The 14,162-nt window shown below is 72.2% G+C and carries 13 protein-coding genes; 4 read left to right on the top strand and 9 right to left on the bottom strand.

The genetic code is table 11. The features are described from left to right. Positions 1 to 40 precede the first annotated feature (40 nt). The 3 genes from JOE43_RS00720 (at position 41) to JOE43_RS00710 (ending at position 2,669) form a co-directional block, all read left to right on the top strand. Positions 41 to 670, top strand: coding sequence for a DNA-directed RNA polymerase subunit beta (locus JOE43_RS00720; RefSeq protein ID WP_209513892.1), 630 nt, complete (start codon positions 41 to 43; stop codon positions 668 to 670). Positions 671 to 1,182: 512 nt separating this feature from the next. Further along, on the top strand, positions 1,183 to 1,779 hold the full coding sequence (locus JOE43_RS00715) for a sigma-70 family RNA polymerase sigma factor (protein ID WP_082514589.1): 597 nt from the start codon (positions 1,183 to 1,185) through the stop codon (positions 1,777 to 1,779). Beyond that, positions 1,776 to 2,669, top strand: a complete 894-nt coding sequence (locus JOE43_RS00710) for an anti-sigma factor domain-containing protein (RefSeq protein ID WP_209513891.1) — start codon at positions 1,776 to 1,778, stop codon at positions 2,667 to 2,669. Before JOE43_RS00715 ends, JOE43_RS00710 begins: the two co-directional genes overlap by 4 nt. Before the next feature lie 165 nt (positions 2,670 to 2,834). Here the strand turns inward: JOE43_RS00710 and pstB are convergent, their stop codons facing one another. The 7 genes from pstB to JOE43_RS00675 all read right to left on the bottom strand — a co-directional run bounded on the left by pstB (position 2,835) and on the right by JOE43_RS00675 (position 11,304). Then, positions 2,835 to 3,614 carry a phosphate ABC transporter ATP-binding protein PstB gene (gene pstB / locus JOE43_RS00705; RefSeq protein WP_209513889.1) on the bottom strand — a complete coding sequence of 260 codons (780 nt, stop codon included), beginning with the start codon at positions 3,612 to 3,614 and terminating at the stop codon, positions 2,835 to 2,837. A gap of 33 nt (positions 3,615 to 3,647) precedes the next feature. After that, positions 3,648 to 4,724 carry a phosphate ABC transporter permease PstA gene (gene pstA / locus JOE43_RS00700; RefSeq protein WP_185233710.1) on the bottom strand — a complete coding sequence of 359 codons (1,077 nt, stop codon included), beginning with the start codon at positions 4,722 to 4,724 and terminating at the stop codon, positions 3,648 to 3,650. After that, complete coding sequence (gene pstC, locus JOE43_RS00695) at positions 4,724 to 5,668, bottom strand: phosphate ABC transporter permease subunit PstC (RefSeq protein ID WP_209513888.1); 945 nt, start codon at positions 5,666 to 5,668, stop codon at positions 4,724 to 4,726. Before pstC ends, pstA begins: the two co-directional genes overlap by 1 nt. 147 nt (positions 5,669 to 5,815) lie before the next feature. Then, positions 5,816 to 6,910, bottom strand: coding sequence for a phosphate ABC transporter substrate-binding protein PstS (gene pstS, locus JOE43_RS00690; protein ID WP_209513886.1), 1,095 nt, complete (start codon positions 6,908 to 6,910; stop codon positions 5,816 to 5,818). A 282-nt stretch (positions 6,911 to 7,192) separates the two neighbouring features. Continuing rightward, a complete protein-coding gene (locus tag JOE43_RS15795) occupies positions 7,193 to 8,134 on the bottom strand; it encodes an NUDIX hydrolase (protein WP_167260204.1) in 942 nt (313 codons plus the stop codon). Next, entirely contained in the window at positions 8,131 to 10,299 is a 2,169-nt protein-coding gene (locus tag JOE43_RS00680) for an RNA degradosome polyphosphate kinase (protein WP_056057086.1), read from the bottom strand. Before JOE43_RS00680 ends, JOE43_RS15795 begins: the two co-directional genes overlap by 4 nt. Before the next feature lie 36 nt (positions 10,300 to 10,335). Beyond that, a complete protein-coding gene (locus JOE43_RS00675; RefSeq protein WP_209513883.1) occupies positions 10,336 to 11,304 on the bottom strand; it encodes a DMT family transporter in 969 nt (322 codons plus the stop codon). A gap of 33 nt (positions 11,305 to 11,337) precedes the next feature. Here JOE43_RS00675 and JOE43_RS00670 point away from each other — a divergent pair, with 33 nt between their 5' ends. Beyond that, the gene (locus JOE43_RS00670) at positions 11,338 to 11,970 is read left to right on the top strand and encodes a TetR/AcrR family transcriptional regulator (protein ID WP_209513881.1); all 633 of its coding nucleotides are present in this window, start codon (positions 11,338 to 11,340) and stop codon (positions 11,968 to 11,970) included. Between the two features lie 9 nt (positions 11,971 to 11,979). On the opposite strand, the gene JOE43_RS00665 is transcribed toward JOE43_RS00670, so the two are convergent. Continuing rightward, positions 11,980 to 13,014: a DUF418 domain-containing protein gene (locus JOE43_RS00665; RefSeq protein ID WP_209513879.1), complete on the bottom strand. Its 1,035-nt coding sequence runs from the start codon at positions 13,012 to 13,014 to the stop codon at positions 11,980 to 11,982. Next, complete coding sequence (locus JOE43_RS00660; protein WP_209513877.1) at positions 13,011 to 14,072, bottom strand: glycosyltransferase family 4 protein; 1,062 nt, start codon at positions 14,070 to 14,072, stop codon at positions 13,011 to 13,013. The genes JOE43_RS00665 and JOE43_RS00660 overlap by 4 nt, the downstream gene beginning before the upstream one ends. Between the last annotated feature and the right edge of the window lie 90 nt (positions 14,073 to 14,162).

Here is a 14,162-nt window from a genome sequence, read left to right as displayed (position 1 = left end):
GCCCGCACGTCACTGGGCGACCGCGCCTAAGCTCTGCCTGATGCCTCGCGAATTCCACCGTCCCACCCAGTTCTCCGGCGCCCAGTTCGAGGCGTACCAGGGCGGTGACGACCCGGCGACGCTGAACCGGGTCGCCCACGAGTCGGCCGCGGCCCTCGTGGCCCGGGTGAAGGACGACCCGAGCCCCGAGATCCTCGACCGCCTGGTCAGCTTCACCGACCTGCACGGCATCGACGCGGTCGCCGAGCTCTGGGCGCACGCCGCCGCGCACACGCTGCCGGGGGCCCTCTGGCGCATCTACCTCGTCCGCGCCGTCATCCGTCAGGCACCCGACGAGGTGGCCCTGCTCTTCGACCGCGGCGTCACGGCCTCGTCGACCATCGACCCGATCGTCGCGGGCGCACCGGCCCCGGCCAGCCCGGAGGAGGTCGTCGAGCTCGCCGACCTCATCCTCCGCGGCGTCTTCGTCGGCGACTTCGCCCTCGCCCTCGAGCGGGGTGCCGCGTTCTGCCGGCTCGCCGCCGCCGGCGCCACGAGCGTCGCCGACGACCAGGACTCGATCGGCTCCGACCTCGCCACGACCCTCACCCGACGGGCGCTGCGCTTCTCCGAGCTCGCCGTCGACCTCACCGCCTGTGCCGCGCTCTGGCGCGACGGCGGCCTCGCGTAGCGACGCGGCAGGACCGCCCAGGAGGCGCGCCGCCGTTCGCACCCGGCGAACCCTGTGACGGGCCCCGGCTCGGGCGGCTAAACTCCATCGAGTCGGGCCGCAGTAACCCCGGGCTCCAAATTCAGCCGCTTCGAGCGGACTCGCGCCGAGAGGCGTTCCTGCGGTCCGGCACCCTCTTCCTCCGGGCAAGCCCCGTCGAGGTCCAGCGCGTCTCGGTCGACGCCCACCGCGCCTCCCGCCGAGGTCCCCGCTCCGCGACCGTCGTCGTGCATCTCTCGTCCGCCGGGCGAAACTCGCCCAATCCGGGTGCTCCCCGGTGCCGAACCATTGACGTGAGGGATCGTGCAGATCCTCCGCCCGACACGGCCCCCTACGGCCCGCCGGGCGGGCTGCTCCCTCCGCGGGTCCGGGCCTCATCGCCATCCCAGACGGCCTCGCGGAGGGGCGGTCCCACACCGTCACGATCCCGTGACGGACCCGAGCGACCAGGGGATCGAGGTGAGACCTGACATATGCTGAAACTCGTGACCCGTGAAACCGAGACTCCGGAGGACGATCTCCGGCCGTCGACTCCCGACGAGCTGCTGACCAGGGTCGCCGGCGGAGACCAGCTCGCGTTCGCCGAGCTCTACGACCAGACCGCACCTCGGGTGCTCGGGCTCGTCAAGCGCCTCCTGAAGGACCACGCGCAGAGCGAGGAGGTCACCCAGGAGGTGTTCCTCGAGATCTGGCAGACGGCCACCCGGTTCGACACCGCCCGGGGCAGCGCCTCGAGCTGGATGCTCACCATGGCCCACCGCCGCGCCGTCGACCGGGTCCGCGCCTCGCAGGCCGGCCGCGACCGCGACCTGCGCATCGGGGTCCGAGACCTCGACACCGACTTCGACTCGGTCACCGAGTCGGTCGAGATCCGCATCGAGCACGAGCGGGTCGAACGCGCCCTGGGGCGCCTCACCGAACTGCAGCGCCAGGCCGTCCGGCTGGCGTACTACGGCGGCTACAGCCACAGCGAGGTGGCCGCGATGCTGGGGGTGCCGATCGGCACCGTCAAGACGAGACTGCGCGACGGCATGATCCGGCTGCGCGACGAGATGGGGGTGGCCTCGTGACCGACCACGACGAGCCCACGGGCACCGACCGACAGCCCGGCGACGACGAGACGGCGGCCCTCGCGGGCAGCTACGTCCTCAACGCGCTGAGCGACGACGAACGACACGACTTCGAGGCTCTGATGAGCCGCTCCGAGACCACCAGGAAGGAGGTGACCGGCATGAGCGAGACCGTCCTGCTGCTCGCCCACGCGGCGACGCCGGTCGCCCCCTCGGCGGCCCTCCGCTCCAGCGTCCTCGACGCGATCCGCACCCTGCCGCAGCTCCCGGCGCAGCAGGCCCCGGTCGCCGCCGACACCGCAGGAGGCGCGGGTGACGACCACGAGGTCGCTCCCGTCCGCCGGTCGGTGCCCGAGATGGAGCCCTCCGAGTCCGAGACCGCGGGCCGCCTCCTCGAGGCGACCGGCCCGGCCCGTGCCCGCTGGTTCACCCGCCCCGTGGCGGTGCTCGGCGTGGCCGCGGCGGCCGCCGCGCTGTTCTTCGGCGGCGGCGCGATCATCCAGCAGGTCTCCGGCCCCGGCCAGGGCACCGAGTCCACCGCGTCGGCCCTCGACGAGATCTACGCGGCGAAGGACTTCCAGCGCTCGGTGGCCGACGTCAGCACCGGCGGCACCGCGACCCTGGTGTGGTCGGAGGACCTCAAGCGCTCGGCGGTCGTCTTCGACGGCCTGACCTCGCTGCCCGGCGACCAGACCTACGAGCTCTGGTACATCGACGAGGCCCGCGGAGCGGTGCCGGCCGGCACGTTCGACACGGCCTCCGACTCCACGGTCACCCAGGTGCTCAAGGGCGAGATGACGCCCGGCGCCACCATCGGCCTCACGGTCGAGCCGGCGGGCGGCTCCGACGCCCCCACCAGCGAGCCGATCATGGCGGTCAGCAGCGCGTAGGCGCCCGCCGCGGCGACGCGACCCTGCCACAGCACGACGGAGGCGGCCCACCAGACCGGTGGACCGCCTCCGTCGTGTTCCCCCCACAGCACGTCGGAGGCGGCCCACCAGACCGGTGGACCGCCTCCGTCGTCGCAGGGTCGGCCCCGGCGGGCCGGGCGTCGATCAGCCGAAGCGGCCGGAGACGTAGTCCTCGGTGGCCTGGACGCTGGGCTTCGAGAACATCGTCGCGGTGTCGTCGTACTCGATGAGCTTGCCGGGCTTGCCGGTGCCGGCGATGTTGAAGAAGGCGGTCTTGTCGCTGACGCGGCTCGCCTGCTGCATGTTGTGGGTCACGATCACGATCGTGTACTCCTGCTTGAGCTCCTCGATGAGGTCCTCGATGGCGAGGGTCGAGATCGGGTCGAGGGCCGAGCAGGGCTCGTCCATCAGCACGACGTCGGGGGAGACCGCGATCGCACGGGCGATGCAGAGACGCTGCTGCTGGCCGCCGGAGAGGCCGGAGCCGGGCTTGTCGAGGCGGTCCTTGACCTCGTTCCAGAGGTTGGCGCCCTGGAGCGACTTCTCGACGAGGGAGTCCTGGTCGCCCTTCGAGAGGCGCCGGTTGTTCAGCTTGACGCCGGCGAGCACGTTGTCGCGGATGCTCATGGTGGGGAAGGGGTTGGGGCGCTGGAAGACCATGCCGACCTGGCGGCGGACGAGCACCGGGTCGACGCCGGGCCCGTAGAGGTCGTTGCCGTCGATCAGCACCTCGCCCTCGACGTACGCGCCGGGGATGACCTCGTGCATGCGGTTGAGCGTGCGGAGGAAGGTCGACTTGCCGCAGCCGGAGGGGCCGATGAAGGCCGTGACGGTGCGGGGCTCGATGGTGATGTTGACGTCTTCGACGGCCTTGAACTTGCCGTAGTAGACGTTGAGGTCGTTGACCTCGATGCGCTTGGACACGGTGCTTCCTTCTGGGGTCGGGCCGGTTCGGGTCTAGCGACCGAGCTTGGGGGAGAAGAGCTTCGACACGAGGCGGGCCAGGAGGTTCAGCAGCATGACGATCAGGATGAGCGTCAGGGCCGCCGTCCAGGCGCGGTCGAGGAAGTCGGAGGAGTTGGGGCCCTGGTTCGCGTACTGGGTGTACGCGAAGACGGGCAGCGTCATCATGCGGTCGCCGAACAGGTCGTAGTTCATGCTGGCCGTGAACCCGGCGGTGAGCAGCAGCGGAGCCGTCTCGCCGATGACGCGGGCGATCGACAGCATGATGCCGGTCGTGATGCCGGCGAGCGACGTCGGCAGGACGATCTTGAGGATCGTCAGCCACTTCGGCACGCCGAGGGCGTAGCTCGCCTCGCGCAGCTCGTTCGGGACGATCTTGAGGATCTCCTCGCTGGAGCGCACGACGACGGGGATCATCAGGACGGCCAGCGCGACGGCGCCGATCGCGCCGGAGCGGACGCCGGGGCCGGCGAACAGCGAGAACAGGGCGTAGGCGAAGAGGCCGGCGACGATCGACGGGATGCCCGTCATGACGTCGACGAAGAAGGTGATGCTGCGGGCCAGCGCGCCGCGGCCGTACTCGACGAGGTAGATCGAGGTCAGCAGGCCGATCGGGATGCTGATCAGGGCGGCGAAGGCCGTGATCTCGAGCGTTCCGATGATGGCGTGCAGCGCCCCGCCGCCCGAGTCGATGATGTTGCGCATCGAGTACGTGTAGAACTCGCCGTCGAAGCGGTTCAGGCCCCGCGAGACGACCGTGTAGAGCAGCGACACGAGCGGCAGCAGGGCGACGATGAAGGCCGTCGTCACGAGCGACGTGATCAGCCGGTCGACGGCCTTGCGGCCGCCCTCGACGATGCGGGAGACGACGACGATCAGGACGTCGAAGAGGATCGTCCCGAAGAACAGGGCCCCGACGATGTTGAAGTCCTCCGTCATGCCCCCGGCCTGCAGCAGCAGGAAGACGACCGAGAACAGGACCCAGCTGCCGACGAGCAGGCCCCAGGCGGTGCCCCGGGGGAGCTTGCCCGCGGTGAGGGTGTTCGTGGTGGTGCGCGCGGCGACCGACATCAGTTCGCTCCCGAGAAGGCCTTGCGGCGGTTGACGATGAAGCGGGCGAGCATGTTGACCGCCAGCGTGATGACGAAGAGGACGAGGCCCGAGGCGATCAGCGTATTGACGCCGACGCCGACGGCCTCGTTGAACTGGAGGGCGATGTTCGCGGCGATCGTGTTGGGGTTCTGCGAGCCCAGCAGCGCGAAGTTCACGACGATGGCGGGCGAGAGCACGATGGCGATGGCGAGGGTCTCGCCGAGGGCCCGGCCGAGGCCGAGCATGATCGCCGAGACGATGCCGGAGCGGGCGAAGGGCAGCACCGCGAGGCGGATCATCTCCCACCGGGTGGCGCCGAGCGCCAGCGCGGCCTCCTCGTGCAGCACGGGGGCCTGGAAGAAGATCTCGCGCATGACGGCGGTCATGATCGGCAGGACCATGACCGCGAGCACGATGGCGGCGGTGAGGATGGTCTTGCCGGTGCCGGAGACGGGGCCGGCGAAGAGCGGCAGCCAGCCGAACCAGTCGACGAGGTTCGCGTAGAAGGGCTGCACGAAGGGAGCGAGCACGAGGACGCCCCAGAGGCCGAAGACGACGCTGGGCACGGCGGCGAGCAGGTCGATGACGTAGCCGAGGCCCTGGCTGATGCGGCGCGGCGCGTAGTGCGAGATGAAGAGCGCGATGCCGAGGGCGAGCGGCGTGGCGATCAGCAGGGCGATCAGCGACGCCCACACCGTGCCGAAGACGAGCGGCCCGACGTACGACCAGAAGTTGGTGGCGTCGTTCGGCAGGGTGCCGGCCTCGGCGACGAACGCCGGCAGGCTCTGCACGACCAGGAAGAGCGCGACGGCGGCGAGCACCACGAGGATGAGGATGCCGGAGAAGAGGGTGGCCCCCGAGAAGACGCGGTCGCCGGGGCGCACCGTGGCCTTCGTCGTGGGGGTGGTGGCGGCGACGGTCATTCCCTGGTTCTTCCTGCTCGGGTGAGTTTCTCGGCGGCGGGCCTTCGGGTGGGCCACCGCCGGGGCGGAGCGCTGCGGCGGGCCGCAGCAGGGGAGCGGCCTGGGTCGCGCGGGGGTGCGCGCGACCCAGGCCGGGTGCAGCAGGTGCTACTTGATGGTGGCGATCGCGTCGGCGACCTTCGAGGCGAGGTCGCTCGACAGGGGCGCGGAGCCGGCCTGGTCGGCAGCGGCCTCCTGGCCCTCGTCGCTGGCGACGTACTCGGCGTAGGCCTTGACGACGGCGCCCTTCTCGGCGTCGGCGTACTCGGAGCAGGTGATCAGGTAGCTGACCAGGACGAGCGGGTACGAGCCGGCCTCGTCGTAGGTGCGGTCGAGCTTGATCGCGAGGTCGTTCGACTCGCGGCCCTCGGCGAGGGGCGAGGCGGCGACGGCCTGCGACGCGCCGTCGGCGGTCAGCTCGCTGGCCTCGCCGCCGACCATGAGCTTGGCGGCCGAGAGGTCGCCGATGCCCGACTCGTCGGCGTAGCCGATCGAGTTGGTCGAGTTGTTGATCGCGTCGACGACGCCCGACGTGCCCTTGGCGGCGTCACCGGTGCTGTACGGGAAGGTCTGGCCCGACTCGGCGTCCCAGACGTCGCCGGCGTTCGCCTTGACGTACTCGGTGAAGTTCTGCGTCGTGCCCGAGTCGTCGGAACGGTGGATGGCCGTGATCGACTCGCTCGGCAGGTCGGCGTCGGGGTTCAGGGCGACGATGGCGTCGTCGTCCCACGTGGTGATGGTGCCCTTGAAGATGCCGGCGATGGTCGCCGCGTCGAGGGTCAGGTCGTCGACGCCCTCGACGTTGTAGGCCAGGGCGATGGGCGAGATGTAGACGGGCAGGTCGATGCCCTTCGTGCCGGGAGCGCAGGCGGCGAACTCGCTGGCGAGCTCCTCGTCCTTGAGCGCGGCGTCGGAGCCGGCGAAGTCGGCGGCGCCCGAGATGAAGCTGGTGCGGCCCGAGCCGGAGCCCTGCGGGTCGTAGTTGACGGTGACGTCGGGGTTGGCGGTCTGGAAGCCCGCGGCCCAGGTGGTCTCGGCGGTGCCCTGGGCGGACGAGCCGATGCCGTTGATGGTGCCCGAGAGGTCGGAGGCGCTGGCGGAGTCGCCGGCCTCCGCTGCGCCCTCGTTGCCGGCGCAGGACGCGAGGAGCATGGTGCCGACCGCGGCGATCGCGAAGATGCTGCCGGTGCGCTTGAAGTTCACAGAGGTTCCTTCGTGGAGTGTGTTGGCTGTGTGTGCGGGCCAGGTGCCGGCCCGTGCGTGACGCTACGGCGGCAGGTTGACCACGGTCGTCTGCGCCGGTGAACGGGAGGTTAACGAGGCGGGAACATCGGCCGGGCATCCGGCCCGCCGCGGGCGCGACGGGCCGCGGCGACGTGGGCGCCGTGCTGCCGCCCTTCGACGACCGAGCCCCCGGGGCGACCGCCTCGACGGCGGCCCCGGGGGCTCGGCACCGACCCCGGGGGCCGTGGTGCGGCAGCGGCCTCAGCCCACCGGCCCGTGGGTCTCGACGGCGACGAGGGCGCCGCCCTCGACCGAGACGTGCAGCACCGTGAACTCGGCGGGGCTCAGCGAGGAGGCGCGGCGCAGGTCGAGCCGCTCGCCGCCCTTCGTGCTCGTGGCGATCTGTCGCAGCAGCTCCGGCAGCACCGGGGCGTGCGTGCAGAACACGGCCGGCACCCTCTTCTTGAGCCTCTTCGCGACGACCCCGACCACGTCGTCGTCGTGGCGCTCGAAGGCGTCCTGGCTGAGCGAGTCGGTCTGCTTGACGCCCACGTGGGTCAGGGCGGAGAGCGGCTCCAGGGTCGCGAGGCAGCGGGCCGCGGTGCTGCTGATGAGCCGTTGCGGGGCCCACGCGGCGATCGCGGGGGCGATGGTCTTGGCCTGCCGGCGCCCCTGCGGCAGCAGCGGGCGGGTCGCGTCGGAGCCGCTCCACTCGGCCGGCGACGTGGTCTTGGCGTGGCGCAGCGCCACGAGGGCGAAGGTGCGCGCCGCCCCGCGCTCGACGCGGTCGGCGAACCGGTCGAGCACCTCGGCGTCGCGCTCGTAGGTGAGGGCGGCCCGCGCCTCAGCGAGCGGCACCCAGCGGATCGCCGCGACCTCGCTGTTGGGCACGAACGTGCCCGCGGCGGCGAACGACTCGTCGGTGACCTCGGCGGCCCAGTAGTGCACGACCTTGTCGCGCCCGCCGGGCATCACGTACTCGGCCGTGCCGAGCGGCGCCCCGAGCGAGACGCGGTACCCGGTCTCTTCGTGGATCTCGCGCACCGCGGTCTGCGGCGTCGACTCGCCGGGGTCGACCTTGCCCTTGGGCAGCGAGACGTCGCCGTGGTGGTCACGGTGGATGAGCAGCACGCGCACGGCGCCCCCGACGTACCGGAAGCACACGGCGCCCGCCGCGACGACCGTCGTGGAGGCCACCGTCACCGGCTGCTCTTCTTCCGCTGCGTGATCATCTTCATCAGCGAATTCTGCATGTCGACGAGCGGCTTGTCCGCCTCGTCGCGGGCGTGGCGCGTCCAGGTGCCGTCGGCGGCGAGCCACCACGACGCCGTCTCGTCGCTCATCGCGCGCTCGAAGAGCGAGCCGACCTCGTCGAGGTGGTCGGGCTGGGTGAGGCGCACGAGTGCCTCCACCCGGCGGTCGAGGTTGCGGTGCATCATGTCGGCGCTGCCGATGAAGACCTGCGGGTCGCCGTCGTTCGCGAACCAGAACAGCCGCGAGTGCTCGAGGTAGCGCCCGAGGATCGAGCGCACCCGGATGGTCTCGCTGAGCCCGGGCTGCCCCGGCTTGATGGTGCAGATGCCGCGCACCCACACGTCGACCGGCACCCCGGCCTGGCTCGCCCGGTAGAGCGCGTCGATGATCTGCTCGTCGACGATCGAGTTGATCTTGATGCGGATGCCGGAGGCGCGGCCCGCCTGGGCGTGCTCGATCTCGGTCTGGATCTGCTTCAGCAGCCCGCGGCGCAGGTAGCGCGGAGCGACCAGCAGGCGCTTGAACTTCTTCTCGATGGCGTAGCCGGAGAGCTCGTTGAAGAGCCGCGTCAGGTCCTTCCCGACCTGGTCGTCGGCGGTGAACAGGCCCATGTCTTCGTAGATGCGGCTCGTCTTCGGGTTGTAGTTGCCCGTGCCGATGTGCGTGTAGTGCTTCAGCGTGCCCTTCTCCTGGCGGATCACCAGGGCGAGCTTGCAGTGGGTCTTGAGGCCGACCAGGCCGTAGACGACGTGGACGCCGGCCTTCTCGAGCTTGCGGGCCCAGGTGATGTTGTTCTGCTCGTCGAAGCGCGCCTTCACCTCGACGAGGGCCAGCACCTGCTTGCCGGCCTCGGCGGCGTCGATCAGGGCCTCGATGATGGGGCTGTCACCGCTCGTGCGGTACAGGGTCTGCTTGATGGCGAGCACGTTCGGGTCGGCCGCGGCCTGCTCGAGGAAGGCCTGGACGCTCGTCGCGAACGACTCGTAGGGGTGGTGCACGAGGATGTCGCGGCGCGCGATGCTCGCGAACATGTCGGGCTTCATGTTCGGCTCGGTCGGCTGCAGCTGGACGGCCGTCGTCGGCAGGTGCTTGGGGTACTTGAGGTCGGGCCGCGGCATCTTCGTGATCTCGAAGAGGCCCGCGAGGTCGAGCGGCGCCGGCAGGCGGTAGACCTCCTGGTCGGTGACGTCGAGCTCGCGCACGAGCAGCTCGAGCGTGACCGGGTCCATGTCGTCGGTGATCTCGAGCCGGATCGGCGGGCCGAAGCGGCGGCGGAGCAGCTCGCGCTCGAGCGCCTGGATGAGGTTCTCCGACTCGTCCTCGTCGACCTCGACGTCCTCGTTGCGGGTGACGCGGAAGACGTGGTGCTCGACGACCTCCATGCCCGGGAAGAGGTCTTGCAGGTGGTTCGCGATCAGGTCTTCCAGCGGGATGAAGCGCACGCGACCGCTGTCGTTGTCGGGCAGCTGGACGAAGCGCGGCAGCATCTGCGGCACCTTGAGGCGCGCGAACTCCTGGCGCATCGTCTTGGGGTTGCGCACCCGGACCGAGAGGTTGAGCGAGAGCCCTGAGATGTACGGGAAGGGGTGGGCCGGGTCGACGGCGAGCGGCATCAGCACGGGGAAGATCTGCTCGGTGAAGATCTCGCGCATGCGCACCCGGTCGGCCTCCTCGAGGTCGGACCAGTTCTCGATGTGGATGCCGGCGTCGTCGAGGGCGGGCCGCACGAGGTCGAGGAAGGCCCGGGCGTGCCGCTCCTGCAGATCGTGGGCCGCTGCGCTGATGTCGGCGAGCACCTCGTTGGGGCCGCGGCCGACGTTGGTCGGCACGGCGAGGCCGGTCGCGATGCGGCGCTTGAGGCCGGCCACCCGGACCATGAAGAACTCGTCGAGGTTGCTCGCGAAGATGGCGAGGAAGTTCGCCCGCTCGAGCAGCGGCGTCGACGGGTCCTCCGCGAGCTCGAGCACGCGCTGGTTGAACGCGAGCCAGCTCAGCTCGCGGTCGAGGTACCGCTCGGCGGGCAACGTGCCCTCCTCGAAGCTGACGATCTCGTCGAAGTCGTCGAGGAAATCAGGGGTGACGCCGGCGCCGTCGACGCGTGGTTCGCTGTCCATGCCCCCCATCGTGCCACCCGCGGTGACCGGTCGGGGTCACCGACGGTGAACGGCAGGTGACGTCAGGGGCGGGCGGGCACCGGGGGAGGGCTCCTCGGGTGCTGCCCCGCGCCTCCCGCGCTCCCCGCCCAGCACGAGGGCGCTGCCCGCGGCGCTGAGCGCGAAGCCCCCGAGGGTGGCGAGCGAGAACGGCTCGCCGAGCAGGAGGGCGCCGGTGAGCGCCGTCGTCGGCGCGACCAGGAAGAGGAGCGCGTTGACGGCCGTCACGCCGAGGCGCCGCAGCAGCCACCAGTACAGGCCGTAGGCGGCGAGGGTCGGCAGCGCCGCGGCGAGGAGGGCGGCCAGCCAGAACGAGGCGTCGAGGGGCGGCCGCAGGGTGCCCGTGGCGACGGCGAGCACGACGAGGGCGAGCGCCGTGACGGAGACGTGCAGCGTCAGGGTGGTCAGGACGGGGAGGCGCACGGGCGCTCGGCGCTCCACCAGCGTGCCGGCGACGAGGCAGGCCATCGCCAGGGCGGGCAGCGCGTACGCCGCGGGGGCGGCGGAGGAGGCCCCCAGCTGCGAGCCGACGACCAGCACGACGCCGAGCGCGCCGAGCGCGAGCCCCGCCCACTGCCCGCCGCGCACCCGGAGCCCGAGCAGCGGGCCGACGAGGGTCGCGACGACGAGCGGCTGCACGGCGTCGACGAGCGCCGTCGTGCCCGTCGCCACCCCCGCGGCCACGGCCGCGTAGACGAAGACGCAGTAGCCGAACTGGGCCAGGAGCCCGACGACGGCCTGCTGCCCGAGGTCGCCGCGCGCGACGCCGCGCAGGCCGCCGCGCAGGCCGGTGACGACGAGCAGCACGAGGGCGAGCGGGGCGAACCGCCAGGCCAGGAGGGTCGTCGCCGGCACGTCGACGGTCGCGAGGGCGGCGAGCGTGAAGCCCGAGCTCCAGGCGAGGACGAAGGCGACCGCGCCGCCGACCACGACGACGCCGCTCGGTACACTGATCGGTTTACTCATGGCGTCGACTATACACATCGGTATAGTCGAGGCATGGTCGATCTCGACAGCCCCGACGGCGGCCTCGCCGTCCCCGCCCCGCCCCCGCTCACGCCGGGGGCCCGTCGCGTGCTCGACGCCGCCTCCGACCTCTTCTACGACCAGGGGATCCACGCGGTCGGCGTCGACACGATCGCCGAGGCGGCCGGGGTCACGAAGAAGACGCTCTACGACCGCTTCGGCTCGAAGGAGGCGCTGGTCGTGTCGTATCTCCGCCACCGCGACGCCCGGTGGCGGGAGCACCTCGCCGCCCACCTGGCGCAGGTGCCCGAGCCCGGGGTCGCGCGCGTCCTCGCCGTGTTCGACGCCGCCGTCGACTGGTCGCGGCAGCACGGCGGCAAGGGCTGCAGCGCGATCAACGCACGGGCGGAGGTCGGCGACGGGCACGACGGCAACGCGGTCTTCCCCGAGGCGGCGCGACAGAAGGGCTGGCTGCTCACGCTCTTCGCCGAGCTCTGCCGCGAGGCGGGGCTCACCCGCCCCGACGACCTGGCCCGGACGCTCATGCTCGTGCACGAGGGGGCGATCGTCACGGTCGGGATGGAGACCTTCGACCAGCCCCTCGAGCACGCCCGCTCGGTCGCGCGGTCGCTGCTGGAGGCGGCTCAGGCTGCGCCGGCGGCGTGACGGCCGTGGTCAGAGCACGCCGCCCCGGAACGGGGCTCGTCGACGCCACGTGACGGTGCGCCACGCCCACTCGACGGGGCCGTAGCGGAAGTGCCGGAGCCAGGCCCTGCTGACGACGGACTGCACCGTCAGCACGACCAGCGCGACGAGGACGGCGGGGAGCGGCGAGGTCATGTGCGCCCAGTCGAGGGCGGGCACGACCGCCGAGAGCGCGACGACGACGACCGAGGCGCTCACGTAGTTCGACAGGGCCATCCGGCCGAGGGGCTCGAAGGCCGCCGCGACGACGACCCGCGCCCGCGTGGACCACAACAGGGTCAGAGCCGCCGTGTACGTCACGGCCAGGGCCAGCCCGGCGACGCCGCCCGCGGTCGTGAACCGGGGGTCGCCGGGCTGGGTGGTCTGCCAGGCGACGGCCGCCACGCTCGCCACGGCGGCGACCCCCAGCGTCGCCACGACCGGCCTGCCGCCGCGCTCGAGGGCGCGGGGGAGGCCCCAGGAGGCGCCGGCGGCACCCAGCAGCACCAGACCGGGCAGCGACGCGAGCCCGCCGCCGAACAGGGCGTAGGCCGCGACGGTGCCGACGGCGCCGAGCGCGAGCGTCAGCCACCGGGGCGCCCAGAGCACGACCGGGAGCGCGAGCAGCCCGACGACCGCGTACTCGCGGAGGACCTCGCCGGGGTAGACGACCGCGTGCAGGCAGCCGATGCCGAGGAGGGCGAGGAGGCGGAGGCCGACCGGCAGCCACGGGGCCGTGCCGCGGCGCCGCGCCGAGTCGACGACGAGCTGGAGGCTGAGGCCGAAGAGGACGACGAAGATCGGGACGAAGCGGGTCTGCACGGCGAACTCGAGCAGCGTCTGCGTGGTGCTCGCGGGGGCCTCGGCGTCGAACGGCACCGCGCTGCCCAGCCGGGTGATGTCGGGGACGTTGACGAGCAGGATGCCGCAGAGGGCGAACCCCCGCAGGCTGTCGACCAGTCGCCAGCGGGTCGAGGCGGAGGCGCCGTCGACGCCGGGGGCCGGGGCGGGGCGGGTCGTGGTCATCGGCGTCGCCCCTCGCTCAGCAGCCGGTCGTAGACGGCGAGGTACTCGCCCGTCATGCGGGTCACGTGCGCGCGCTCGAGGCCGCGGCGGGCGCGCTCGCCGAGGTCGGCCCGGGCCGCCTCGTCGCCGAGCAGGCGGTCGAGGGTGCGCGCGAGGGCGTCGACGTCCCCGGACGGGAAGACCACGCCCGCCGCGCCGTGGTCGACGGCCTCCGGGAGGCCGTCCGCCGAGCTGACGACGCAGGCGAGGCCCGCCTCGCGCTGCTCGCCCACGACGAGGGGGAACGGGTCGCGCCGCGAGGCCGTGACCGCGATGTCGGCGCCGTAGAGGTGCGGCCTCGGGTCGGCGACCGAGCCGACCGTGTGCACGCGGTCGCTCCACGGGGCGCCGGCCGCCGCCTCCAGGGTGTCGGGCTCGTCGACGTTGCCGACGAACCAGAGCTGGGCGTCGGGGTGGGCCTCCGCGACCCTGCCGAACGCCGCCACGAGCACGTCGGAGCCCTTGCGGCGGGTGACGGAGCCGACGGCGACGACGGCGGGGTGCCCGAGGTCGGCGGCTGCCGGGCGCCCCGGGCGCCGGGGGCTGCCGATCGTCGCGTTCGTGACGGTGCAGGTCTTCCGGCGGGCGAGGGGCCGTCGACGCATCGACAGCTCGACGGCCCGGCTGACGCAGACCACGGCGTCGGCGAGGCCCATGACCCCGACTCCTCGCTGGAACTCGTTGTGGACCGTCGCGACCGACGGCACCCGGGGGGCGGCGACGGCGACGAGCACGGCCGGCGTCAGGGTGTGCGCGTGGACGACGTCGGGCCCGAGCCGGCGGAGCAGGCCCCGCAGGCGTCGGAGGGTGGCGGGCAGCTCACGGGGCGCCCGCCGGCTGAAGTCGACCTCCGCCGTCGAGACGCCGTGGGCGTGGAGCAGGTCGTACCAGTCGCCCCCCGCCGAGACGACCCAGACCTCGTGGCCCCGGGCGGCCTGCGCCGTGGCGAGGTCGACGACGACGTTGACGATGCCGTTGGCGGTGTTCGACATGGTGTCGGTCAGGTGGACGATCCGCATGGGGCCCCTCGGTCGGTCGCCCGAGCGGGTTCTCGGGTCAGGACTGAGATCGAAGATATCACATGTCGAACGACGCCCCGCTGAGACGAC

The organism is Frigoribacterium sp. PvP121 (assembly GCF_017833115.1).
Classification (GTDB): Bacteria; Actinomycetota; Actinomycetes; order Actinomycetales; family Microbacteriaceae; genus Frigoribacterium; species Frigoribacterium endophyticum.
This window is presented reverse-complemented; position numbering and strand designations above follow the sequence as displayed.

Bases quoted from the DNA above. Each gene is read 5' to 3' on its own strand.
- JOE43_RS00660 (WP_209513877.1), bottom strand. From the start codon at position 14,072: ATGCGGATCGTCCACCTGACCGACACCATGTCGAACACCGCCAACGGC.
- JOE43_RS00675 (WP_209513883.1), bottom strand. From the start codon at position 11,304: ATGAGTAAACCGATCAGTGTACCGAGCGGCGTCGTCGTGGTCGGCGGC.
- JOE43_RS00670 (WP_209513881.1), top strand. From the start codon at position 11,338: ATGGTCGATCTCGACAGCCCCGACGGCGGCCTCGCCGTCCCCGCCCCG.
- JOE43_RS00720 (WP_209513892.1), top strand. From the start codon at position 41: ATGCCTCGCGAATTCCACCGTCCCACCCAGTTCTCCGGCGCCCAGTTC.
- JOE43_RS00715 (WP_082514589.1), top strand. From the start codon at position 1,183: ATGCTGAAACTCGTGACCCGTGAAACCGAGACTCCGGAGGACGATCTC.
- pstC (WP_209513888.1), bottom strand. From the start codon at position 5,668: ATGACCGTCGCCGCCACCACCCCCACGACGAAGGCCACGGTGCGCCCC.
- JOE43_RS00665 (WP_209513879.1), bottom strand. From the start codon at position 13,014: ATGACCACGACCCGCCCCGCCCCGGCCCCCGGCGTCGACGGCGCCTCC.
- JOE43_RS00680 (WP_056057086.1), bottom strand. From the start codon at position 10,299: ATGGACAGCGAACCACGCGTCGACGGCGCCGGCGTCACCCCTGATTTC.
- pstA (WP_185233710.1), bottom strand. From the start codon at position 4,724: ATGTCGGTCGCCGCGCGCACCACCACGAACACCCTCACCGCGGGCAAG.